This is a genomic window from Aureibacter tunicatorum, from assembly GCF_036492635.1.
Taxonomy (GTDB): domain Bacteria; phylum Bacteroidota; class Bacteroidia; order Cytophagales; family Cyclobacteriaceae; genus Aureibacter; species Aureibacter tunicatorum.
The window spans coordinates 3,769,208-3,792,358 of record NZ_AP025305.1 but is presented as its reverse complement, the minus strand read 5'-3'; the positions used below and the strand labels follow the sequence as shown (position 1 = coordinate 3,792,358).

Below are 23,151 nucleotides of genomic sequence, written 5' to 3'. Positions count from 1 at the left end.
TTCAAAGCATTAACTTGAGAAAAACCAAAATGTATAACCACAGAAGCGTTTTTGCAAATAAATTGCAATATCATTTGATTCGCTTTAGAAGTTTATTTGAGCTTGTATCCTAAGCAGGTTTCCTATTTGATGGTTGATTGGAAATTCAGAGTCCTCATACCTTCTGTTGGAGATCATATATTCTGCTGTTAGCTCAAATGCTCTGTTGGGATGCCACTCAAAACCTATTTCCAGATCATTTACCGTATAGCTTCTTGCGTCAAACTCATGTTTTTTACCTCCGTCATAATATTGGTACTTGACAAAAGGAATGAAGGAGTGCTTCCCTAGATCGGCTTTGTACATAGCTTGCACATACCCGCCATGTAGATTTTCGACTCCGATAGTATTCGTCTCCGGATCATATTCAGGGCCTTGGCCAAAGGTGTATTCCGCTTGCAAGCCAAAAGGCTGAGGAAACATGATAAAACTGAATGCCATTCTTTGATCCAGAAAGTTGGCGCCTTTAGCGAGCACCTTTGGCGCTTCAGGGTTGCTTTGCTTTACATACACGCTGTCTGAAACGTTAGTCGTTACATATTGTCCCGTGTAAGCTTGAACCCCAAGTTCGATGATTTGGCCATTTTTGAATTGGAAAGGATAACTGAATCTGGCTACGATGTGCTTGCCGCCGTTTTCATCCGGTTTGTTGGCTGTCTGTCCATTGAGGATACCGAATCCGAACATACCGTAATCACCGGAGAACTTCAGGTTGTTGTCATTAAGGAATTTGTAACGCTCTTGGACGATTTTAGGCGTCCAGTAAAAACTCATCATCAGGTCGCGCTCATTTGAAAACGCACTATTGATAGCGTCATTTCTGTCCAAGGCAATTCTATTTTGGGAAGATTGAAGGTTTTCAAAGCCAAAAGGCACTTTACTTTGCCCACCTCTTATTCGAAATGTTTTTTCCTTGTTTAAGTAATAGTCGAAGTAAGCATCTCTTATTTGGGCTGAATTATCTCCGCCAGAAGCAAAGTCAGGCTGAATGTAAACATATACTCTAGGATGGACAAATCCTGCCACTTTAAGTCGGATTCGTCTGAATGAGAAACTTGGAGATCCATTGATGCCCTTGTCGCCTTGTTCGTTTCTCAGGTCGGGATTGGTTTGGAACAAGCCATTGTAGCGAATCTGAGCATACCCGCTAAGTCCGATTTTCTGATACCAAGGTTTTTTTTCGTAATCCTCTTCTGTTTCCTCCTCTTGCGAGTTGTTTTTCTTGAATAGGCTGAATTTCTTTTCTTCTTCGGGTTTTTCTTGGCCGGCCGCTGACGATTGTTCAGTAAAGCTTAATAGGCACAAAAGGCATATGATCAATAAAAGAGATCTCTTCATGACAATTTCTTTGTGTATTCTTTTACTGGTACAAAGAAGCTACATGCAATACGCTCAATACATGTCAAAAGTCATAGTATTAACTGTTGAGAACCTTTACTTAACATTTAGGTAATTTACACTCCAATCAGGTTTACTTATAATAAAATATTTTTTTATAAGTAAATTTATTTATTCGATAATAATATAGTTTTAATATAGTGTTGTTTTCATGTTAAGTTCATTTATTATCTTAATTGTATTGATGTTGAATTTCGTGGAATACTTCTTGGATTTTCTTGATTTAACAGAATGATCATTAAAAGAGGTTGATATGCTTGCTTTTAAAATTGATATATTGTAAAAAGAAATATGACTAAATATATTTTTTTGAAAAATTAATGAAAATTCACTTATCCAACCGTCTTAAAATAGACGTGAAAATCAGCTTTATGAGGAAAATCAGCGTTTTGTGTTAAGTTCATTTGAGCTTATTCGGCATATTTGAAGTTATAGCCAAATAATAGGTATTATGCAGGAGATAAAAATAAAGTCAATCACCCAAATGCATGAATTGATGGGCTTTCCTAAGCCCGAGCATCCATTGGTGTCGCTGGTTGATGCATCGCTGATCTCGATAAGCGAAAGCGAAGTTGACTATAGGGTAATCTATGATTTTTATATGATCTCGCTTAAGGATAAGAGTTGCGGAGTGGAGTATGGCCGCAATTCTTTTGATTTTGGCGAAGGTGTCATGGTTTTTTCAGCTCCGGGGCAAGTATATCGAACTACCAAGACAATCAGTCAAGGAGATATAGCGGGCTGGATGCTTTTCGTTCATCCGGACTTGATACGCAATACGCATCTGGGCAATATTATTCATGAGTATTCTTTTTTTAATTACGAAGTATATGAAGCTTTGCACTTGTCGGCAAGTGAAGAGTCAAAAGTCAATGAATGCGTTCAGAATATAAAACATGAATATGAGCAAAGAATAGACAATCATAGCCAACGTGTGATTGTTTCAAGTCTTGAGCTGTTGTTGAACTATTGCTCGCGGTTTTATGAAAGGCAATTCAATACACGTGTCAGTCAAAACAAGAGTGTGGTCGAGCGATTCGAAAAAGATTTGAAATGGTATTTCAATCATCAGCTTCAGTTGGAAGAAGGCTTGCCGGGCATTCAGTATTTTTCAGAAAAAGCGCATTTGTCGCAGCATTATTTCAGCGATTTGGTCAAAAAAGAAACAGGCAGGTCGCCTAAAGACCATATCAATGATTTTGTTGTGGAAAAGGCCAAGCATTTGTTGATGGCAAGTTCCGATTCTGTAAGCGACATCGCGTATAATCTAGGCTTCAACTATCCTCATTATTTTACCCGGCTTTTCAAGGCTAAAACAGGGCATACACCAAAGGAATATCGCGGAATGGCTTAACATTCCGCATTTTGTGCTATTGCTTCCGCATTTTGTGTCATGGAAAAATTATTGCGATATCGATATTTGTCATATCATTAAAAACCAAAGACCATGAAAGACACCATGTTAATCACAGGCGCCAGCAGCGGCATAGGCAAGGAGCTTGCAAGAATTCATGCTGAAAAAGGCGGAGATTTGATACTAGTAGCCAGAAGGGCGGATAAGCTTGAGGAGCTTAAGGCCGAGCTGGTTTCAAAATATAAACTAAATGTAATCTGCATTACTAAGGACTTGAGCGTGCCGGGGGCAGCGAAAGAGCTGTATGAGGAAGTCAGAGCCCATAAAATTGAGGTTGAGTTTTTGGTTAATAACGCAGGCTTTGGCTTGAGAGGCAAGTTTCATGAACTGTCTTGGGACAGGCAATACCAGATGATGCAGCTCAATATGCTGGCATTGTCGGAATTGACTTATCTCTTCTTGCCGGAATTCGTTAAGCGGAATAGCGGCAGAATTCTCAATACCTCTTCCACAGCTTCTTTTATTCCCGGCCCGCTTCAAGCTGTGTATTATGCGACTAAAGCTTATGTTACTTTTTTCGGGAATGCATTGGCTGAAGAACTTAGCGACACAAATATCACGGTGACGACATTGATGCCGGGAGCGACGGAAACAGAGTTCGCAAGCACTTCGGGTATGGATAAAACTGCTCTTTTTGAGCAAGCCGTATCCGCTAGATCAGTGGCCGAGGACGGATACAAAGGCATGATGCAAGGAAAGTTGGATGTGATATCGGGCTTGACATTTAGCCAGAAGATATCGTTTTCGCTTTTGCCTTTTATGCCAAAGAAAACGATACTTAAGCAAGTGCATAATATGCAGAAAGTGAATGAATAAGACATGTATTTAATATGCATGATGAAATGATAATGAGTTTTGGAATTTGATGTTTGTTTATTTGTTTTAGTGCATCTTATTTGATTCGAATAATCGTTTTGCCTTTAACACACGCATTCATTAATCATTAGTGGATGCGTTTTTTATTTTTCCTTTTGCTTTTTAAAAATACTCAAATGTTATATTCGTTACGGTATCATACATTTTGGTAAAAAATAGAAAAGCAATGTCAGGCATTATTTCAACTTACAGCAAGAAATTCATCAAACCTCTTGATCCTTCCGAAGACAGTATCGCCATTGAAGATATTGCTCATGCGCTTTCGATGATGTGCAGGGCAAATGGCCACTTTCCTGAATTTTATTCGGTAGGACAACATGCCATATTTTGTTGCGAAGAGTCAATAGAAAGAGGTTATGACGATCATGTGTCGTTGGCATGCCTGCTTCATGATGGAAGCGAAGCTTATTTGGCGGACATTACTCGGCCGATTAAGGCTCAATTGGGCAATTATTTGGAAATCGAAGAGCGATTGCAGGAAAAGATTTACGGGAAGTATTTATCCAGAGGTTTGAGCGAGGAAGACCGAGATAAAATCAATAGCGTTGACAATACTTTGCTTTATCATGAATTCAAGCATTATATGAATATGGAAATGACAGCTGTCAAGGGCGAGCTTTATTCATCTCCTTTGTTTCAGTTTGAGGATTTTGGAATGGTTAAGCAGAGGTTTCTTTCGCTTTTTGAAAGGCTAAGAAACTAGTAAAACAACAAGAAAAGCATGTGGATACGTGCTTTATCCTTGTTTCTTATTAATGTTCAAGTATTTGACTTTATTGTTTTTGCAACATTTGAGCGAGTTCATCGGTAAAATGAAAGAAATGTTATATACAGGCCGGGAACATACCTTATGAAATACATAGAATTCAACAAGACACTTTGCAATGTCACTTTCTTAATGAATGTCATCGATTTGCAATCCAAGTGCGCTATAGAAATGACATCGGAAACGCAGTCGGCAGGATTTTTTCAAATTTACTTTATTGAGCAGGCGGAAGGATATTTGAAGCTTAATGAGAGCAAGATTGATTTGAAGCCATGCACCCTTATATTCATTTCCCAAGATCAAAAGTATTCTTGGCATTTAAGCTCTGATCAATTTGAAGGAAAGCTCATGGTGTTTCAAGAAGATTTTCTCAACGACTTTTTCTCGGACCAATATTTTATTTACAGGCTTTTGTTTTTTTATCAGACGACTTATCCTTTGTCTATGCCAATATCCAAACCTTTATTTGAGGATACGATGGGCAAGTTGAGTGATATAAGACAAGAGATCTTGCATGTCCAAAGCGACAGCGCCCATATGATTCGTTCCATATTGTACAATATTTTGATTACGATTAATCGCGCATACGCCGAGCACAATCATATAGACCATGCGATTGCTTTGGATAATACGGCTTATCAGTTTAGAAAGCTTGTCGAAAAGCATATTTACACAGATCATAAAGTAGAGGATTATTCTTCCATGATGAATCTCAGCCGTGTGGCAATCAATAAAGCCGTCAAATCCCAATTCAATATTACAGCTACTGATTTTATCAAGTCAAGGTTGCTTTTTGAGATCAAGATGAAATTGATTCATACAGCCAAAACGGTGAGCGAGATTGCCCATGAGTTTAATTTTTCGGAGATTCAGCATATTCATAGATTCTTCAAGCAAAAGACTGGCATATCGCCCATGGAGTACCGTTTGAACTACCAGAATGAAGGAACATAGTTAAAGTGGCTATATTTCTAGTCTTTCGCCCATCGTTCACAATTGTATTGTGCTATTTGAATTTCATAATTACCGATTGATATTTTTTCATAAAGAGGTAAAGGTACCCAAATTGGAATAACCATTCGACGTCACGCGAATACCCGAAACCAAATAATAACGTACCCTTCGCAACGGTTGTCGGTTGGTTTAAAACGATGACGACCAATGCATATATCAATGGTGTTAAAAACAAAAATTGGAAACGGTTTGATAGACGATTTTGGCAACGAAATTATTATGAACATATCATCCGAAATCTTGAATCACATGAAAAAATAGCGAATTACATCATCAATAATCCTTAAAAATGGAATTCTGATAAATTAAGATTATAAGCTAGGGATAGCTATGAGATTAATACTTCGTAAATAATTTAAACCGTGACTAATACTAGCCATATAATAAGTGTTCTTCTCGAATTATTCAATTAATAAATGATAAGGAACCTTTGCTAATGATACAGCTGTAAAGCTTGTATTTATATGAAAATGAAGTTTGCTTTCAGATCTAGCTTGGCATTCAAAGAGCTCTGTATGTTGTTTTGAATCTCTGGATAAAAACTCAATTTATAATGAAGCATTGTAAAAGGACAAATCACCACAGAAATTTCTTTTGTTTTTTATGAAATTCTGGATGGGAGATGAATTCAGCAAGGCTGATTGGGTGGCTGGTGTGCCATTGACGATTTGGCAAAGAATGCTCTTCTCTTATGGAGTTTTCAATTTGTGTGATGACATAGTGTTCTTCATTATTTCTCCACGGAATAAGGTCTGGATCTGTTTGGTAATGTTCTTTATGCACATTTGTTCGGGAAGTGCCTTCAAAATAGTTTTTTGCATGTCCCAATTCATGGCCTAAAATCACAAAGGAGGGTTTCAATATATAATTGCCGCTTTGTGGAATATAGTAGCCTTTTTCTTTTAATAACTTTTTGGATCGGCTTGATTTTTCATCTTTGCGCATAGCTTTGGAATGTTCATGATGGGTTTCGGTATCTTTGACTATAGACCAATACTCTCCGAGTCCAACTCCTAATTCGTCATTTGGATAGACAAGTTCAATATTGCCGCCATGCTTTTCAGAAGGCGTAACTTCCGCAAAAGGATTTTCTTTGGAAAATCGGCTTTTGGCTGTCGCTTTAGAGGTTCCCCACCCTGTTGAATGCGCGCAGTTGCTGGAATCTTCGTCATAATATGATGTTGGATAAATATATACTTTATGGTCAGGGTTGGCAAGAATATCCATGACAAGCTTTCTGCCAAATGGACGAGCTAGTAATCTTGAAAAGGAACTCATGACGAAAGCATGAAATTCTTTTACTGTTTTGAATTTAATTCTGCCAGTGAACATTATATTGCTGATGAATTCTGATGATTCGGAATCCCCGCTTAGCATTCTCCATGTGGACTGAACATGATCATTTTGCTGTTTGGAGAGCGTTTCTTTATCCGGCAACCAAAGCTTGTGTCTTCTTTGTATCATATAAGCTGTTAGCTTCACATGTTCCTTGTGCAAAGTTTCCAATAGCAGAAATAGACTCTTATGGTATAAAGGAGGCAGGGCTAAGCTTAATACCGGGCACCGCTTATGCCATGCGTATATTTGATGTTCTAGTTCGTCCAATAAAGCCAATCTATGATGGCAGATTTCCATATCGGCTGTGATTAATTTTTCTCTTTTTCGCTGATGTGCTGAGGACGGATAATCGGGCTGTCCCAATTGTTTGATTTGAGCTTGCAATAGCTTAGCGTTATGCTTGACGATATCATATTCTTGAAGAGCTGCTTCAACCATAAGCAATTCAGGGACTAACTTTCGTCGTTGAGGAAAGTTGGGTGCATGTTCTGCTTCAAGTTTTTCCACAAATTGTGGATAGCTAAGCATTTCATGGCAGATCGAAGCGTCGAAGACAGCAGCTTTAAGCTCCTTTCGCGAAAGTTCTTCAAAGCCTTCCATTCCAGATGTAGCGTGCGTTTCTTTTTGTGCTTTATGAGGATCTTTGTCGACAGGCGAAGCTTGTGCTTTATCAGTCTTGAGGATCAAAGAAGGCCTTTCGTCTCTTCCTGATAATAGAATTCTGTCAGGCTCCAAGGGACTATGGCCATAATTCATTTTCCATAAATGCATGAGACTTGCTCCATGTCTTACCATTTCCATATTTTCAAATACTATCGCATTGCCAGAGTAAGGTTTCAAACCTTGATAGGATAGAAATTGGTCATGGATTTTCAAAACGTCATAATAAGCTGGATCTAGATGGTCTGTTTCGAGTACATTTTGACCGCAAAGCTGAGCTTCATCAATAAACTCCATCATCAGAAATACCCGAGAATGCTTATGTGATACACGAGTGAAAAAGTGCATTGCTCTTTGTCTGGCCAGTTGAAGCCATAAGTTAAGTTCTAAGCGACTATGATCGTGTTTTAGCGCAGGCATGTTTTGCCTTAGCCATATGGCGAATTGGTATAATTCGGGTTTGCTTCTTAAGGTATCGCATTCGATCTTTCCTTGATCGAGCTTGAGAAGTTTTAGAGTATCTTCGACAAATGGAGGGATTTCTTGATTAGGAGCAACGGGAATTCTCGGTTCGAGCAATTTCCGACCTTTGCTCGTCGCGACAATGAGATCGCCAGGCTTGTAGCTTTTAGATATTGTGTCGACAGAGCGATTGCAGAGAAAGAGTTGAGCCTTTATATCTTCTAAAGTGTAGTCTTCATGAATGCGTATTGGTGTGTCTGGATCAGTCAAAGCTTCTTCAAGAGCATCCAGAAGTTCCTTTTTTTCGCTTTCGGAACATCTATCTATTTCTTGCATAATGGCATAAGGCAGTTCGCAAGCGCTTTTGATAGGGGTGATGCTGTCAATTCCGACGTAGACATAGCGTTGAATGGGAAGTTTAGTTGTTTGTGGCGAAATAGAAATCCCTTTTCTTGTATTCGAAATTCGTTGTTTATTTTGTTTGTCGGCTTTGGTTAAAAACATCAATGATTAACTGTTCTTATTGCAAGTGGTCATATTTAGACAACAGCGTCTTTTATGTTTTGATTTAATACCATTGAGGTTTTATTCTTTTGTATTGCAATACAACTGCAGAGTTGATTTTAACTTATTTCTCTTTATTTGGTCTTGCATTCAGATGGGGACGCATCCAGTCAATATGCGCCTGCGACAGCTTCTCTATAAATCTTAGATACATTTCCTCAAAGGTTATAGGTATTTTCTCTTCCAGCACATCGCCCAACAGTCCCGCGCGCAAGGAAACCAGCGAAGATTTGGCACCTTGAATGTCCGGGGAAGTGACATGTCCGGGTTTTGAACGAAATTTGGAAGCAGCTTTAAGCTCATCAAATTTATCTTGAATGTCTTGGCCGTATAGAGCTTTGTAAAGTCGAACGAAATTCATAATACTGTTGTAGTCAATATCATCGGAGGTCATTTTGCTGATAAAATCTCTAGCTTCATCAAAATCTGTTTTCATCATTGTTTCAAATTCATCATCTTCATCCAATAGTAAATCCGAGGTGTCTGTTTGCTCAAGGAAGTGTTCCCAAGCATTGGGCTTTAAGTCCGTCATATAGGATCTTCCATCCAGATATCCAACTTCAGGATCATCACCCCAGCAGACTCCTTTGGCGATTTTTTGAGTGAATGGCATATCGACATCATTCATCCAGTGTTCATGATCTCTGAAAAACTCGCCTAGTTCGTCGAGAATATCATCCAATAGCGCTTTTTCCGCGACATATAATATGATGGATTCTTTTCGCTTTAACGCTTGCGCTCCCGGAGACACTTTGATTGTGCTTGTTTTTCTAAAAAATCGATGGTATACAAAGCTGAGCGCCGGCTCAATGTAGTCGCCTTTGACACTTAAATATATTTTTGATGGAAATGGGTGGGCTTCCCTTATCGCCAAGAAGTTGGGGTTTTTGATATGATAAAAACCTTTTTTATGCAGTTTCATTTCTTTGAATTGAGGGGGAGTTAATTCCAAAACTTCCCAATGATGAGCATGTTGCCAAGTTATTTTATCCAGACTCAAGGTTTTAAATAATTCCAACATGCAAGTCTGAACATCATCTGCTGATAAGGTATAACCTTCAGAATGCTTGGGTTTAACCGGCGTGTCATAAGAGTTGGCAATGCGATAGCACATGGTTTGAAATGACTTTGACCAATTCATTAGATTTAAAGGCAAGCCTGCCCAAATTTTTCTAAGAAACCGAATCATGGATATATAGCTACTGTCTTTGTCATCCAAGTCTAAGTTGAGATCTGACAGCTTCATTGCGAATTCTCCCTGAGGAAGGAGCGTTTTGACCCAAACTTGTCCAGAGTCATCATAAATGGGTTTGCCTTTTTGCACATCGTCGAAGACCAACATAGTGCCTTCATTTACAGCGACTGTATGCGCCTCTTCTCTGTCTTTGACGGATGCCCAAGGAATTGCCTGTGTGTCTTTTTTTGTTTTGGCAGGTTCAAAAATCCCTTGAATGGGGTGCTGAGGAGGCATTTTGCTCAAGCTGTTTGTTCGAGCATGTAAAGTTGTTTGACTGAGGTGGCGATATGATTCGTAAATTCTCATTTAAATCTCGATCAATCGGTTTATTTCAGTAATTTAGAACTATCGGGAATTGCTTCCTTAATTCTTTTTTCAAGCTGTGTCTTGAAGTTTTGGGTTACGCCATTCACCACGGCGCAAGCTTCCAAAAACATGGCTATGGTCTGGTCTTTGCCCTTGAAGTCATGGGAACGAAGTATGCCAAGATCTGCTTCTTGATCTAAAAAGTGCAATGCTGAGCTTATAAAGCCAAGTTCAAATATAAATCTATCTGAAAAATGAACACAACTTGATCTAGAGTTTGATCTGTTCATGACCCAAGCAGACAAGCTAATATGTTTGCAATTAATAAAATCTTGATACAGTATTTTGAAGGTTGACCTATAATTCATCATAAGCCTTTGATGAAAAAGCGGATTCATTTGAGCATCTTCCATCTCCTGATACATATTTACACGTTGGTTTTTTGCAAATTCAAGGCATGAGGACATTCCGCCGGGACAAATGATATGATCAATCGCATGAAGTACCTTGTTTATAGCGTCATAATGCAGATTCATTTTATAAATTCCTCCAAATATTCTGTCGTGGTTTCCCATTAGCATTTCGAAAAATGCCAGTTGTCCAGCTGCATGCATGAAGTTCAATGAATTTCCATAATTGACATGTTTCACATCCAACGGGCTCCCTTTGGCTCTTTCCATGACCAATATAAAGGGCAAACTTTTGGCCAGAGAGGTTCTGTATTCGGAAACTAATTTTTTGCTTTCCGAATCTTCATTCAGTTTAGACAACAAGCTTTTCCATGAAGGCATTGAGGGCTTAACCATTGTGCATGATTGAGATTGAAGTGAAGGACCGCTGAATGTTTTCAAGAAATTGGCGGCAATGGCTTCTTTGCTCGCATCTTCGGAAAACGAGCCTTCTTTAAGGAATTTTAAAACGAGCTGATTGCCTGCTTCGTCCGTTAAAAAGAAGACCATGGATCGATTCCCTTGCATAGGAGTGGATACGTTCACTTGTCCGATGAGTTTTTCCAGAGGATTTGTTACATCCACTAATTCAGACGCGCCGCAATCCGAGCTCGGTGAAATATTCCATTTAAACGCTGGACTGTCGAAGCGCTTCAGAACATCAGGCTTTTCAGCTGTGGAGGCATCGAATACATCAACTTCAGGCAATGGAGGCATAAAGCTCGCTTGAGGGGATGGAGCAGCCTCTAAAGCAATGTCAACGCTTTTAAAGCCGCTCATTAACGATGCTTGAGGATGTTGTCCTGCGGGTATGAATCTGGCCGTGGGCAATGTGACTTCCAAGTCATTTAAATGGGGCAAACTTTCTTCGATATCATATGGCTCTACTAGCATCCATTCGCTTGTCTTCGCTTGTTCGGTATGCAAAGTGTCTATCATTGGAAGTTCTTGCATCTTTGAGAATTCTGGCAAACCGCATTCTGTAGCTATGAATTTATGATAGTTTTTGGCTACACCGGCTTGCCATATACCTCTGAATTCCGACGTGTCGGCCATCAATCTTAGATATTCTTCCAGCACAACGGCCAGTTGAAGATATGGAGGGTGAAAAGTCAAGTAAGACTCTTCCATAGGACGAGGAGATCTCATGAATCGGCTCTTGGGTGACATGTACCTTCCTGTCTCCCATGCAAAAGGCATTTCAATGGAGAAGTCGGTATATTGGCATTCTCCGCTTACATAACTTCCCGGAGTCAATTGCCTTGAGTCGCCTATTTTTTGATTCATCAAGAAAAGATTTCTTCGCACTCTGTCCATATCTCTTCGGTTTCTCAAGTCGGTTCGGGCATGTTGAGCTTCAAAGACTTTCATAAGCAAACGCTTGCCCGGATCTGTGAGGAGCAATATTGAAAGGTTGGACATCAATTCAGCATCCAGCAAGTCTTGGGATGTATCCATATCATGCGTCGGACGGATTCCGCCTCTTGTTAAGTGATTCCAGACAGGAAGCATTTCTCTGCTTGCCCTTATCTCATCCTCTCTTCTAGTCAACATGGCGGTAGGGTCGTAATATTGAAAAAAAGCAGGCATTAGTTCGTCGTTCGCTTTTAATTGTTTCATAAGCACCATTCGCTCCAACTGAATTTCTCGAAGAGCCAGTTGTTGCATATGGAGATTGGGGTAGCAAAATCGATCGATGTATTGAATATTATTTTCTTTGGTCCATTCATTGATTAATACTTCGATCTTAAAGAGAATAAGCAATTTGTGCTTGAATTTATCAACATCTGAGAGAGTTCTTGATGTTACTTCGAAATGGTGGTATTTATCCAGCAGTTTTCCAACATCTTTTACTCCCGACATAAAAGGATTCTTAGGAGATTCTTGAAAGCTCAAATAATGTTCTCGGGAAAATAAAGCTTGCAAAGGAATCGAGCAATGCATAGACGGAGGAGTCTTGGAGAGGCCTCTTGATATTGAAGCGGGGGCTTCGCACTTTTTAGCGTCTGTATATTGGATTTCCCTTGCAAACATTATTGAATTTTATTCAGATTCTTAGAGTGGTAGAGTATTTTTTGATAATAGTTGGCGATTTGTTGAGTTTGGTTAATCCAGCGGATCCAATCTGTCTCCAGAGTCTTCGGTGGTGAAAGGGTACATTTCTTTTTGCCAGAATAAATAAGAAGGATGGGCAACGCTTCCCAAGTTGAGCGCTTGGCGAGTTTGATCTTCAGTGCCAAAGAGAAATTCCTCGCCATAAGTATGCTCTGAAAAGATTCCCTTTCTGGACAAATCGGCATATGATAAGCCTGACATGAGGATAAAGAATGAAGGGTAGAAGCTTATTGCCCCTCTGTTTTGCCTGCTGCTCCAAGGATAGGTGGGGACAAATACTGCTGACTCATCGATGCGATGCGTCGACAATTCGAGTATGATAGGATGTTCCGGCAGATACTTTTCATCAATGACCACTGTGTCGGAAAAGTCGGGTTCTCTGCTTGTTGGCAAGAAACGAGAACTTTTTGTTAATGAGCCTTCGAGCATGCTTTTTTCTTTACTATGAATATATTCCATAAGTTCTCTGTCTCCCTTTTCAAGATATTGTTGATCCAATGATTTATGATAGTCGCTTCCCAGAAATCTTATTTCGAATTTCATGGGATGTTGGCCTTGTACAGCTTCTATGTATATAGGTTGATTGGGTCTGCTGTTGGCAATATCGGCTAAAAGCTTTGCAGTTTCTTCTTGTTGGAGCATTCTGGCCAAATCCGCTCTAATGTCCCAGTAAAAATTTGAAGGTCCGCTAAGCGTTCGCTCTTTGTTTCTTAATAGTTTTATGTGAAGAAGGTAATTGGGGCTTGAGAGTTCACCGGCAGTGGATGGCGGTGGAAATGCTTCATTCGCGGCATGACGGAAGTTTTCGACAGCAACTTCAGGTTTGAATTTAACTTGTTTTGATCTAGGCGTGGATTCGAAGTCGTCCTTTTCCCATTGTTTGGCAAATTTGTCCCTGCGCTCTTTTTCTTTTTGTTTTATCTGATGCAATTGTCCCTCTGTTTTCAGGCAAGTTGATTTTTTTATTTTGGCATCTGTGGGTGTTGGACCTTTTTGATAAGGAACATGCTTGAATGGAATAAACTCATCTTGGTTTGCGGCTCTAGGAGGAGGCAAGGCTATAGCTCCTTGATCAGCTGGTAGTATTGCTGGTTGATGAGAGGTTTCGCTTTGAGTAGTACTGGGTATTGCTGGTTCCGTTTGGGCTTTAGATTTTTTAAATTCCTTATCCCAATCTTTGACTGGGCATGAACCTACGATTTCTTCGGGAATTTCGCTTAAGATGATATTTCCTCGTTTGCATAATATATCTTGCCAGATTTTTTGAATAACAGATGGTTTTACTTTCTTTTTGACTGGAGACCATAGGTCAAGCCCGAAACAGATGATTGTCCCTACGCAAAGCCTTCTTTCTTCTGCGACTTGCTCAAGCAACTCCGAAAGCAGGTAGTATGATGGCCAAAACCTGTATTGAGGCCGAGGAGGATCCACTCTCCGATCTTCAAAATAGTGTATTGGCGATGAACTGTACCATTCATTTACTTTCAACTCAAGCTTTAGCAGCAACTCCATTGACTTATCGGCCCAAGCTTGCATGTTCTCTCTGGATGTTTCATCGTATAGTTTTTGCGCATCATGAAATTTTTTCAACAGTTTGGCAATGCCTGAAGTGGATCCCGGTGAATCATATGTTCTGGATGCAGCGCTGAAGGCTTCGCTATCCATTAACATTTGAATAGGCAGATTTTGGCTTGTGCTTTGATTATACTTCTTGCCAATAGTCATTTGAAGAGGTTCTTTGGCAACCGAAAGCGGCCTAGATTTAGATAGACGAGATTTGGATGAAAAGGCGAGGCTGTTGTCAAAAAGCATTATGGAAATTCAAGTGGCCATACTATTCACACAGTTTGCTACTGTTAAGGTTGTTGTGAAATAAGAAAGTCCACGGCTAGCTATTCTTACAAAACCAACCGTGGCATGCTTATTTTTCTAAAACGTATTTGATAATAAAATCAAACTCTCCGTTCAAGTTTTGTGAAAAACTGTTTGGGTCGTCTATATGATTCCTCAAAACCCTGATGAATCCATAGGCGCCGGTATTGGTTCTGATTCTTATTACACTCGCTCCGTTGCCGTAAGGGCCAGTGCTTCCGTAAAAAAATGAAAACCCTCTGCCTTGATAATCTCTTTGTTCTTTGTAAGAGACAGTGAAGTTTTTAACATAGTTGTCAAACAAGTCTTCGGGAGTTTTTATCGCATTGAAATTTGGATGTGAACTTTGAAAGTAATCTGATAAATAAGGCGCGTACAAGTCTGTATAGGCAAATGCCACAGGTATCGCTGAATTAGCGTAAGCTGTTCTAGTGCCTATTCTAAGGTCTGTGGATGTATTATTTTGAATTACCACGCCAGACTCTTCCAAGGATAACATTATGGTAGTGCCTGTGCGGGTTTTCAATTTAACGGTATCAGTGATGATTTCTGAACCTATTGAATTGAAATTGATGGAGAAGTTGCGACTTTGCGTCAGGCCTGAGTTTAAAGTGGCTGTTACCCTGAAGTTTACATTTTTGCCAATATCTGAATATACGGGAGTATATCTGAGCTTGTAAGTGCCTCCTGTAAAGTCATTTCCGCTGGCAGTCATTGTCAAGCTATCTCCCTTATGCAACTGGATATTGTTGAGTCTGTCAGTATGAGACAAGTGAACATCCACTTCGAAAGCTTCAAAGACATTTCCAGTTTCTGGTAGCTGTCCGATAAGCATGTTCAACTCTTGATTCAGAGCTTCCGACTCATCATTGTTGCATGAAAAGGATATGAATCCAATGACAAATAATAAAATTAGGTAATAAGGTTTCATGACATTCGTTTTTTAACATTTACAAAGTCAGAACAGATGTTGATTTTTATTGTTTGCGTATGAATTGAAAAAGAGGCTTCTGTGATTTTGATTAAATTCAGTTTGATCTAGTTGATTATATTCTTGTTGTACTCAGGGATATACTATGTGGTTTAGATTTTTATAGTATAGGCGGATGAATATGATGTTTTGGTTCATGAATTTTTTACCAAGTTATCAAAATGGGAGTTCATAGCTGTTTTTTGGTTGTTTTTCGTAGGCATTAAGTTCGGATCTTTGCAGTGTAATAAAAACAATTAGTCATTTAAAGAATTTTCAAATGAAAGTGCTAAAAGAAATATGTTTAACTGTTTTAATGATTATTACGATGTCAACACAATCAAATTCTCAAAACCAAACCCATACCAAAGAAGCAATACGCGAAGCCATGGATCATTTGATTGATCGGGCAACTCATTTTGATGTAGGCGCATTGGAAACAATTTACCACAAGGATTTTCATACGACTTTGGTAATGCCGGACAGCAAAGTGATTACTTACAATAAGAGGGAGTTTATTGAACATTTTGCCAAGCAGGCTGAAGAGGGAAAAACACAACTCAATACTTGGGCTGATTGGCATGATTTCAATATTATCGGAAACACCGCAGTTTGCGTCTTGACGAGAAAGCATAGCGGTATGACTGGCGAGGAAATGAGATTGCTTTGCAATATTGAGTTTCGTTTTGAAGACGGACGTTGGCAGGTGATTCGGGAGGCTATTTTCTTGCGTCCTCTATAAATTCCTTAATGTTTTCCAAATGCGTGAGAAAGAATGGGATAATAATCTCATGCATTTGATATTCAATATTAACTGAAGAAAAATGAAAGATAAGACTATAATTATAACTGGTGGCAGCAATGGCATCGGCAGGGAAGCCGCGTTTGATTTTGCGACTTTGGGAGCCAATGTTTTGATAACAGGCCGTGATAACTCAAGGCTGGAAGAAGTCAGTCGTCTTCATTCCAATATAGAGCATTTGGTTGCTGATGGCAAAGATCCAAACAGCGCGAAACTAATTGTTGAAAAGGCAATCTCTTTGTGGGGAAAAATAGACGTTTTGGTTAATAATGTCGGAGCAGGCTTGACTTCCAAGTTGGAGGATGTTACCGCTGAGCAAGTTGCGAATGTATTTACTGTTAATATCGTAGGCACCAGCTTGCTGACAAAGCTCAGTATTCCATATTTAAGAAAGTCAAAAGGAACGGTGATCAATATTTCAAGCGCCGTTTCAAGCAAAGCGATTCCGGGGATTTCCCATTATGGAGCGAGCAAGGCAGCTCTGGATTACTTAACTAAAACGTGGGCATTGGAATTGGCTCCTGATATAAGAGTGAATTCCATAGCGCCTGGTCCCACCAAGTCAGGAGCGCTTACAGGCATGATGGGCCTTTCGAAAGAAGATGCGAAAAAGGTGGAAGAGCAAGAAGCTTCTTCAAATCCTCTTAAAAGGAGAGGCATTCCTTCTGATATCAGTCGTTGGATTGTTTGGCTGGCAAGTCCTGAGACATCATGGACTACAGGCCAAGTGATTGCCGTTGATGGAGGATACGGTATTAATTAGATTAATAATTAAAATTAGAACTTTCAATTTACATAATAATAAGAAGAGTTATGGCATCTATTCCAAGTGTATTACCCGGCAGAATTATAGTTAATGGAGAAAATCCGTTCATTTGGCTATCTGAAACTGAAGGAGGGCCTCGTACTACAGAGGCTAGTGTTTGGACAATAACTTATTCGGAAAAAGGCCCCGGACATGCTTTGTTTATTAAAAGCGAATTGACCGACAATCAGTGGAGAATTTATACTGACAATCCTGAAATGACACGCTGGATGCAGTCGACAGTGCAAGGCATGTTAGTTCCCGAAACCGCGGATCAATCAATTCCTGTTATTGAAGCGGAGTTTTCGCACCTTGGAGATGTGAAAGCTTCATGGACGCAGGTAATCAAAAGCAAAGAAGACCTTGTCGTTATGACTTGGAATAATATGAAGCATCCCATATTGGTCCAAGACGAGGAGATTAGCGTTCCCGGTAGAAAGTATGGAGTCAACGCAGTGATGATTCCAGCAGAACAGGCTTATTTGACTCTTAATGGCAAATTAGCTTCGGGACAAATATGGCCGATGGACATGAATGGAACGCCATTCAGCACAGGAGCCTTGGCATTTTCGGAAAACTGGAGAGCAGAAAAATAATAATCAATAAAGTTAAAAATGCAACGAGTTTTGATGAGCTATGCTTTGAGGCAGGCTTTATTGAAACTCGTTTTTTTATGAGATTGAAAGGTATAGCGAGTCATTAAGCAAAGATGAGACTTATTGATTATCTGATAAGCAAGGTGCGACATGCATGTCGAAGTATGGAGCTTGATTTACCCAAAACATGTAGTTGACTCTTAAGAAGTCTTTGGCAAACGCATGCAATAATGGAACAACATTGGGGCTTTCTGCGGATGAAGAGTTTTCAGCATGTTCATTATAGTCTTTGTCTGCTCCTGTTTTGCCAATATAGTTTCCATCTTGAATTGCAATGCCCAATGGAACTGAGAAATCACCTTCATGCATCAGCGCGATCAAATGATTGAGTTGGCCTTTTCGCTGAACCATCAAGTCGGGCCCCCCGAGTCCCACGCCGATTTTTTCTCCATATTCATATATCGAACGCAAATACCCTTTGTCATCCCAAGGTAGCCATTCCCCCGGCATAAAGTTCGCATACTGCATTGTAACAGATTTAGGGAATGCTTTTTTAAGGGCGAGCATATTTTCCTTAATACACTCTGCATATCGCTCATAGTTAAATGCAGTGTCATGGGGATCGCTTGACCCTGCCGCAGTCTCTTGCAGGTTGATTCCTTCAATGAGGCCATCAAACTCTCGTCCTAGCTCTAGTAATAGCAACGCCCACCTTTTTTGGACATTTTTATTCCACCGTTTAGCAACCCATCCTTCTTCTTCAGCGGAAGCTACACAGCCTCCGTCATACTCTTCGCTGAGTAAATAGTCAGGTACAGCTTTGTATGTTGCCTGAAATGAGACATCTTGAAGTTGAATAAAAAGAGATTTTTTGTGTCTTAAGAGATATTCATAGTCTTCATGGATGATGGAAAAATCATATTCACCTTCGCTTGGCTCTAATTGTCGCCATGAATACATAATTTGCGCGCCGGCAATTCTTTCTGTATTTATAAGCGAATGGTTTTGAAGTTGGTCTCTATTTCTTGAGAAATAAACAAAATGTTTGATTTCATCTTTTTCCAATGGACAATTAGCGTTTAAGTACTTTTGATAAGCATTCGCATATCGATTGGCTTTGTTATATTCTTTTTCTGAGAAGCTTGGCAAGGTGAATAGGCACATCATTATACCTATCAGGCAATTTTTGAACGTTATCATAATATGATATTTGATTTCTCAATAAGTGGCTATAAAAATATCAATCTCGTCGGGATTATGCATGGTATTGAGTTGGAAAAGACAAGATCTCTTGAATATATATTATCATATTTCAATTCAATGATATATTGTCTATTTTTGAGTTGGATCTTCTTGAAAGATAACCTGCTTTGGTCAATTGAAAATACATTTGAAATATATCGAATATATAGTAATCTTGCGAGTTTAGTGTTATTAGAAATAAAGCTCCCTCATTTTATTCTAAATCAAATTAAGTCATTATCAACTAAATGGTAGCATTCATGAAGCCGAGTGAAGAACTATGAAAAATTCAATTAAGTTATAGGTGAATTTATAAATTAGAGCTATTACGGAATCTTGATTAATAAGTTTTATAGTTTTTATCTATTGGTATGGTAATTTCATCAATTTTCATTATAAGAGGCTTTTGCTTTATTTTGTTCAACGAACAAGAAAGGAAAAAGCATGAAAAAGTTATTTAGTTTTATTTTTATTTTGCAGTTGTATTTTGTTGCTAACGCTCAACAAATGACCACTAATACTGGAGCTCCAATAGGTGATAATCAGAATTCAAAAACAGTAGGGGAATATGGTCCAGTGCTGTTAGAAGATATGCATTTGATTGAAAAGTTGGCAGCTTTTGATCGCGAGAGAATACCTGAGAGAGTAGTGCATGCGCGTGGAGCAGGCGCTTTTGGCGTTTTCGAGTCAACGAAAGACATGTCGGAGTATACGATGGCGGCGCCTTTTCAAGGGCAAAATTTAAAAACGGAAGTCGCTGTGAGATTTTCCACAGTAATTCATGGAAAAGGCTCTCCTGAGACCGCTAGAGATCCAAGAGGTTTTGCCGTGAAGTTTTATACCGAGCAAGGAAATTATGATATCGTAGGGAATAATCTGCCGGTATTTTTCATAAGAGACGCTATAAAGTTTCCGGATATGGTTCATTCCTTGAAGCCTTCACCGGTTACGAACAAGCAAGACCCTAATCGATTTTTCGATTTCTTCTCCCATGTTCCGGAGGCTACGCATATGATCACTCGTCTTTGGACGGATTTGGGAATTCCAAAGGGGTATCAATACATGAATGGAAGCAGTGTGCATGGCTTCAAGTGGGTGAATTCGAATGGAGAAGTGATCTATGTGAAGTATCATTGGGAGTCCAAGCAAGGAGAGAAAAGTTTGACCGTGGAGGAAGCCGCTCAACAACAGGCTAAGGATTGGCAGCATGCTACAGTTTCATTGTTTGAAGACATTGAAGCTGAAAAGTATCCGCAGTGGGATCTTTATGTGCAGATGATCAAGTCAGAAGATATGCATTCGTTTGATTTTTGGCCTTTGGATGCGACTAAGGATTGGCCTGAGGACAAGATTCAACGAATTAAGATAGGAACGATGACACTTCACAGAAATCCTGTTAATTATTTTCAGGAAGTTGAGTCCATCGCTTTCTCTCCGGGGTCATTGATTCCTGGGGTCGAGCCTTCTGAGGACAGGCTTTTGCAAGGCAGGCTTTTTTCATATTTTGATACGCACCGACATAGGCTAGGCCCCAATTATTTGCAAAGCGATGTCAACAGGCCGAAAAATAAAGTTGTGAACTATAATTCCGACAGCTATTCGAGCGGCAGAAATCAGGGGTTTGATCAAGCAGATGTTAACTATCAGCCCAGCAGAAAAAGCAAAGCTTCCGATACTCCGTCCTACAAGTATTCTAAAACATCATTGGAAAAAGTAACAATCACTCAGGAGAAGATTTCCAAAACGAATGACTATCAACAAGCGGGTGATTTTTACAGGTCGCTTACTGAGGATGAAAAAGAAAGTTTGATTAATAATTTGAGCGGTGATTTGGGCCAAGTCAATGACAAGGAGATTCAAAAGACTATGATCACGTATTTTTATAGAGCTGATAAGGATTATGGGATGCGTGTCGCTAAAGCGCTTGGATTTTCATTTTTTGACTTTTTGTAATAATGCTCAGGCGGAGTTCTTCCGCCTGAATTTTAATTGAAGTTTAGGTTTATAAAATAAAAAGGTATGAAAGCTGTGTTTATATTGCTTTTGGGGATCATATCGGTCAAAAGCTATACTGCGATGAATGATGACATATTCCATGCTGCCAGAAGCGGGGATTTGGCAATTGTCAAAGAGGTTTTATCGATAGACCCGAAAGCCATTGACAGACAAGATTACAAAGGGTATAGCCCTTTGATTTTAGCGGTGTACAATGAGCAAGAGGAAATAGTTGATTACTTGCTTGAGCAAGGCGCTTCGGTTTCCTTGAAGGATAACTCAGGAAATTCGGCACTTATGGGAGCTTCTTTCAAAGGTTATTATGCTCTGGCTGAAAAGCTTCTTAAGGCGGGTGCTGAGATTGACGCGGCTAATCATAACAAGGCTACTGCCTTGACTTTTGCATCCACATTTGGGCATGAGGATTTGGTAAGATTGTTTATTTCCAAAGGAGCGAATCCAAACTTAGAGGATATTAGGGGAATGAGTCCTATAGATCATGCTAAAGCGCAAGGAAATATGGTTATCGTGGAATTATTAAGTAAAAATAAAGCCTATTAGCTTAATAGGCTTTATGATAAGTTTAAACGGTTGTTTCCAATACATTTAATAGTTTCTCTTCTACAAGGCTTCCATATAATGGGTCGGCTTGTTGGAAGAATGAAATCATGCGTTCTTGAGCATATGGAGAAGCGTAGGATAGTCCATCAGCGATGTTACCAGTAAGAAAATCTTGCTGCTTAGGCGTCATCAAGCGGAATAGCTCACCTGCTTGGGAGAAGTTGTCTTCATCTCTGCTGTCATATTTTCCAATATTCGCTTCATTGACGATCATTTCAGGCTCGCTGATTTCTGGTGTATGCGCAGGAGCTCCATTTTCAGTGCGATCATTTGGATAAAAGTTGACAGACGCGTTTTGAGGATTAGGCGTATTATTGTGATAAGGGCACATGCCAGCCATAGCTCCGTCTTTTTGATAGTGATTCACCGGACACTGAGGTGCATTTACAGGCAGTTGGTTATGATTTGCGCCAACTCTGTAACGATGAGCGTCTCCATAAGCGAAAAGCCTTGCTTGCAGCATTTTATCAGGTGAGACTCCGGTGCCGGGAACTACATTGGCAGGACTGAAGGTCGCTTGTTCCGTTTCGGAAAAGTAATTTCCCACATTGCGGTTTAGCTCTAGCTGACCAATCTCTATAAGCGGATAGTCGCTATGAGGCCAGACTTTTGTAAGATCGAAAGGATTGATTTTGTAATCAATAGCTTCATGCTCCGGCATGATCTGCAAATGTACCGTCCAAGTTGGAAAATCGCCATTTTGAATGGATTGCACAAGGTCTTCTTGCATGCCATGTGCAGGCATTTGAGCCGCTTGCTCATTGTTGAGCGTTTTAATCCCTTGGTTGGTCTTAAAGTGCCATTTCACCCAATATCTTTTTTTCGCATCATTCCAAAGGCTTAATGTATGGGAGGAGTAGCCATTAATGTGCCTTAGACTAAAGGGGATGCCTCTGTCGGACATTAGGATAGTGATTTGATGCAGAGACTGCGGATTGTTGGCCCAAAACTCAAAATGATGCGCAGGATTTGGCAGATTGGTTTTAGGATCTTTTTTTTGAGAATGTATAAAGTCTGGGAATTTCTGCGGATCCCGAAGAAAAAACACAGGCGTATTGTTTCCAACCATATCCCAATTGCCTTCTTCCGTGTAAAACTTCAAGGCAAAACCACGCACATCTCTGACATAGTCTCCAGAGTCCTGGCCTCCAGCTACTGTAGAAAAACGCGCGAATACTGGAGTCTCCTTTCCCGTGTTTTGCAAAAATTTCGCGCAACTAAACTCGCTTAGGTCTTTTGTCAATCGGAAAGTTCCGTAAGCTCCATAGCCTCTGGCATGAACAATTCGTTCGGGAATACGCTCACGGTTGAAGTGAGCTAGCTTTTCCATTAATTGCCAATTATCAAATGTAAGAGGTCCACGACTCCCTACGCTGATGCTATTGTTGTCATCGCTAATGGGAGCTCCATTTTGAGCAGTTAATTTAGATTTATCCATATTCCGTTTAAATAATCTTTAACAGCAATGGCTTTCTTGAATATAGTTTCCCAATTGATAGGGTTATCAAAGGGGCAAACGATCACTTAGAGCCAAAGCTGGATTTAAAAAAATACTGTTTAATAGAATGTCTAATACGATATACTTTTAATATCGAGAAGTGTAAACTTAG

Annotated in this window: 17 protein-coding genes; 9 read left to right on the top strand and 8 right to left on the bottom strand. The window is 39.7% G+C overall.

Features of this window, described 5'->3' with window-relative positions; translation table 11 throughout:
* Positions 1 to 84 precede the first annotated feature (84 nt).
* Positions 85 to 1,377 carry a porin gene (locus AABK36_RS15910; protein ID WP_309940357.1) on the bottom strand — a complete coding sequence of 431 codons (1,293 nt, stop codon included), beginning with the start codon at positions 1,375 to 1,377 and terminating at the stop codon, positions 85 to 87.
* 511 nt (positions 1,378 to 1,888) lie between these two features.
* Between AABK36_RS15910 and AABK36_RS15905 the strand changes: the two genes are divergently transcribed.
* From AABK36_RS15905 to AABK36_RS15890, 4 genes are all read left to right on the top strand, one after another.
* On the top strand, positions 1,889 to 2,791 hold the full coding sequence (locus tag AABK36_RS15905) for a helix-turn-helix domain-containing protein (protein ID WP_309940358.1): 903 nt from the start codon (positions 1,889 to 1,891) through the stop codon (positions 2,789 to 2,791).
* A gap of 93 nt (positions 2,792 to 2,884) precedes the next feature.
* Positions 2,885 to 3,667, top strand: a complete 783-nt coding sequence (locus tag AABK36_RS15900) for an SDR family NAD(P)-dependent oxidoreductase (protein ID WP_309940359.1) — start codon at positions 2,885 to 2,887, stop codon at positions 3,665 to 3,667.
* 226 nt (positions 3,668 to 3,893) lie between these two features.
* Positions 3,894 to 4,430 (top strand): hypothetical protein, encoded by a 537-nt coding sequence (locus AABK36_RS15895; protein WP_309940360.1) that lies wholly within the window; start codon positions 3,894 to 3,896, stop codon positions 4,428 to 4,430.
* A 147-nt stretch (positions 4,431 to 4,577) separates the two neighbouring features.
* Positions 4,578 to 5,447, top strand: coding sequence for a helix-turn-helix domain-containing protein (locus AABK36_RS15890; RefSeq protein WP_309940361.1), 870 nt, complete (start codon positions 4,578 to 4,580; stop codon positions 5,445 to 5,447).
* Between the two features lie 636 nt (positions 5,448 to 6,083).
* On the opposite strand, the gene AABK36_RS15880 is transcribed toward AABK36_RS15890, so the two are convergent.
* The 5 genes from AABK36_RS15880 to AABK36_RS15860 form a co-directional block, all read right to left on the bottom strand.
* On the bottom strand, positions 6,084 to 8,471 hold the full coding sequence (locus tag AABK36_RS15880; protein ID WP_309940362.1) for a type III secretion system effector protein: 2,388 nt from the start codon (positions 8,469 to 8,471) through the stop codon (positions 6,084 to 6,086).
* A 124-nt stretch (positions 8,472 to 8,595) separates the two neighbouring features.
* On the bottom strand, positions 8,596 to 10,074 hold the full coding sequence (locus tag AABK36_RS15875; protein WP_309940363.1) for a hypothetical protein: 1,479 nt from the start codon (positions 10,072 to 10,074) through the stop codon (positions 8,596 to 8,598).
* Between the two features lie 20 nt (positions 10,075 to 10,094).
* Positions 10,095 to 12,557 (bottom strand): hypothetical protein, encoded by a 2,463-nt coding sequence (locus AABK36_RS15870; RefSeq protein ID WP_309940365.1) that lies wholly within the window; start codon positions 12,555 to 12,557, stop codon positions 10,095 to 10,097.
* Positions 12,558 to 12,629: 72 nt separating this feature from the next.
* Entirely contained in the window at positions 12,630 to 14,450 is a 1,821-nt protein-coding gene (locus tag AABK36_RS15865) for a hypothetical protein (protein WP_309940367.1), read from the bottom strand.
* A 109-nt stretch (positions 14,451 to 14,559) separates the two neighbouring features.
* Positions 14,560 to 15,441, bottom strand: coding sequence for a hypothetical protein (locus tag AABK36_RS15860; protein WP_309940368.1), 882 nt, complete (start codon positions 15,439 to 15,441; stop codon positions 14,560 to 14,562).
* Between the two features lie 367 nt (positions 15,442 to 15,808).
* Here AABK36_RS15860 and AABK36_RS15855 point away from each other — a divergent pair, with 367 nt between their 5' ends.
* From AABK36_RS15855 to AABK36_RS15845, 3 genes are all read left to right on the top strand, one after another.
* Positions 15,809 to 16,222 carry a DUF4440 domain-containing protein gene (locus tag AABK36_RS15855; protein ID WP_309940370.1) on the top strand — a complete coding sequence of 138 codons (414 nt, stop codon included), beginning with the start codon at positions 15,809 to 15,811 and terminating at the stop codon, positions 16,220 to 16,222.
* A gap of 82 nt (positions 16,223 to 16,304) precedes the next feature.
* Entirely contained in the window at positions 16,305 to 17,045 is a 741-nt protein-coding gene (locus tag AABK36_RS15850; protein WP_309940373.1) for an SDR family NAD(P)-dependent oxidoreductase, read from the top strand.
* Between the two features lie 50 nt (positions 17,046 to 17,095).
* Positions 17,096 to 17,683: a hypothetical protein gene (locus AABK36_RS15845; RefSeq protein WP_309940374.1), complete on the top strand. Its 588-nt coding sequence runs from the start codon at positions 17,096 to 17,098 to the stop codon at positions 17,681 to 17,683.
* A gap of 120 nt (positions 17,684 to 17,803) precedes the next feature.
* Here the strand turns inward: AABK36_RS15845 and AABK36_RS15840 are convergent, their stop codons facing one another.
* Positions 17,804 to 18,883: a hypothetical protein gene (locus AABK36_RS15840; RefSeq protein ID WP_309940375.1), complete on the bottom strand. Its 1,080-nt coding sequence runs from the start codon at positions 18,881 to 18,883 to the stop codon at positions 17,804 to 17,806.
* A 486-nt stretch (positions 18,884 to 19,369) separates the two neighbouring features.
* Here AABK36_RS15840 and AABK36_RS15835 point away from each other — a divergent pair, with 486 nt between their 5' ends.
* Together AABK36_RS15835 and AABK36_RS15830 are read left to right on the top strand one after the other, a co-directional pair.
* Positions 19,370 to 20,878 (top strand): catalase, encoded by a 1,509-nt coding sequence (locus AABK36_RS15835; RefSeq protein ID WP_309940376.1) that lies wholly within the window; start codon positions 19,370 to 19,372, stop codon positions 20,876 to 20,878.
* Between the two features lie 66 nt (positions 20,879 to 20,944).
* Positions 20,945 to 21,481 carry an ankyrin repeat domain-containing protein gene (locus AABK36_RS15830; protein WP_309940378.1) on the top strand — a complete coding sequence of 179 codons (537 nt, stop codon included), beginning with the start codon at positions 20,945 to 20,947 and terminating at the stop codon, positions 21,479 to 21,481.
* 22 nt (positions 21,482 to 21,503) lie between these two features.
* Here AABK36_RS15830 and AABK36_RS15825 read toward each other — a convergent pair whose 3' ends face one another.
* The gene (locus tag AABK36_RS15825; RefSeq protein WP_309940380.1) at positions 21,504 to 22,979 is read right to left on the bottom strand and encodes a catalase; all 1,476 of its coding nucleotides are present in this window, start codon (positions 22,977 to 22,979) and stop codon (positions 21,504 to 21,506) included.
* Positions 22,980 to 23,151: the final 172 nt, after the last annotated feature.